2 protein-coding genes and 1 pseudogene are annotated in these 1,613 nt (G+C 63.9%); all 3 read right to left on the reverse strand.

What is annotated here, in order from left to right; genetic code table 11:
- A partial coding sequence (locus AC1D2K_RS34390) for a nucleoside monophosphate kinase (protein ID WP_478093539.1) occupies positions 1-290 on the reverse strand: 290 nt, incomplete at its 3' end.
- Positions 287-831 (reverse strand): annotated as a pseudogene (gene ppa, locus AC1D2K_RS34395) (inorganic diphosphatase). The pseudogene ppa and the gene AC1D2K_RS34390, both read right to left, overlap by 4 nt.
- A 96-nt stretch (positions 832-927) precedes the next feature.
- Positions 928-1,613, reverse strand: a 686-nt coding sequence (locus AC1D2K_RS34400; RefSeq protein WP_478094876.1) for an AMP-binding enzyme, incomplete at its 5' end; no start/stop codon positions are given.

Consider the following 1,613-nt stretch of genomic DNA (forward strand, 5'->3'; position numbering starts at 1 on the left):
CGCATGGCCTCGGCCTGCGGAATGGTGCGCGGGAAGCCGTCGAAGAGAAAGCCCTGGGCGCAGTCAGGCAGCGCGATGCGCTCCTTGACCAGGTTGATGATCAGGTCGTCGCTCACCAGCGCGCCCGATGCCATGACGGCCTGGGCCTGCAGCCCGAGCGGCGTGCCGGCCTTGACGGCGGCGCGCAGCATGTCGCCGGTCGAGATCTGGGGGATGCCGTATTTCTGGCAAATGAAGGCCGCTTGCGTGCCTTTTCCTGCCCCGGGGGCGCCCAACAAAATCAGTCTCATGGTGTCTCCGGCCTGCGTTGGATGTTGCGCGAAATGCCGTCGACGACTTCCTTCTTGGCGGCGTCGATGCCTTCCCAGCCCAGCACCTTGACCCACTTGCCGGCTGCCAGTTCCTTGTAGTGCTCGAAGAAGTGGCCGATGGCCTTCAGGCGCATCACGCCGTCGACCGACTTCCAGTGGCTGTAGATCGGCAGCACCCTGTCGGTGGGCATGGCGAGCACCTTGCCGTCCACGCCGGCTTCGTCTTCCATCATCGTGATGCCGAGCGGGGGCATGGCACCACGACCCCCGGCAGCAGCCGATACGGCGCGATCACCAGCACGTCGACGGGGTCGCCGTCGCCCGAGAGCGTCTGCGGCATGTGGCTGGAGTTGGCCGGTTAGTAAATTGCCGTGGTCATGAAGCGGTCGATGAAGATCGCACCCGATTCCTTGTCGACTTCGTAGTTGATCGGGTCGGCATTCATCGGGATTTCGATCACGACGTTGAAGGCGTCGGGGATGTTTTTGCCGGGGGGATATTTTGCGAAACGGCATGAGATGTCGTTGATTGATGGGTAGGCGAACTTTCACAGAGCAAAAACTCGCGGCATACTTTCGAGAGATCCTCGGTCGCGCCCGAGGCCACATCGACAGATTCAATTCCTCTGGGCCAACTGCTCCAGAATTGCCGGATTTTCCAGGGTCGAGGTGTCCTGTGTGATGGCCTCGCCCTTGGCGACGGACCGCAGCAGCCTGCGCATGATCTTGCCGCTGCGCGTCTTGGGCAGGTTGTCGCCAAAGCGGATGTCCTTTGGCTTGGCGATCGGGCCGATCTCCTTGGCCACCCAGTTGCGCAGCTCGTTGGCGATCTTCTTCGCTTCGTCCCCTGTCGGGCGAGCGCGCTTCAGTACGACGAAGGCGCAGATCGCCTCGCCCGTGGTGTCGTCGGGGCGCCCAACCACCGCCGCTTCGGCGACGAGGGCGGTGTACGACACCAGCGCGGACTCGATCTCCATGGTGCCCATGCGGTGGCCCGAGACGTTGAGCACATCGTCGATGCGCCCGGGGATCGTGAAATAGCCGGTCTTCGCATCGCGGATCGCGCCGTCTCCCGCGAGGTAGAAGCCCTTGAGTTCGGGCGGGTAGTAGCTTGCCTTGAAGCGCTCCGAATCGCCCCAGATCGTGCGGATCATGCTCGGCCAGGGCTTCTTGATCACAAGGATGCCGCCCTGGCCATTCGGCACGTCGGTGCCGGTCTCGTCGACGATGGCCGCTGCGATGCCCGGGAAGGGCAGGGTGCAGGAACCCGGCACCAGCGGCGTGGCGCCCGGCAGGGGAGTGA

This window comes from Variovorax sp. P1_H12_2, assembly GCF_056405335.1.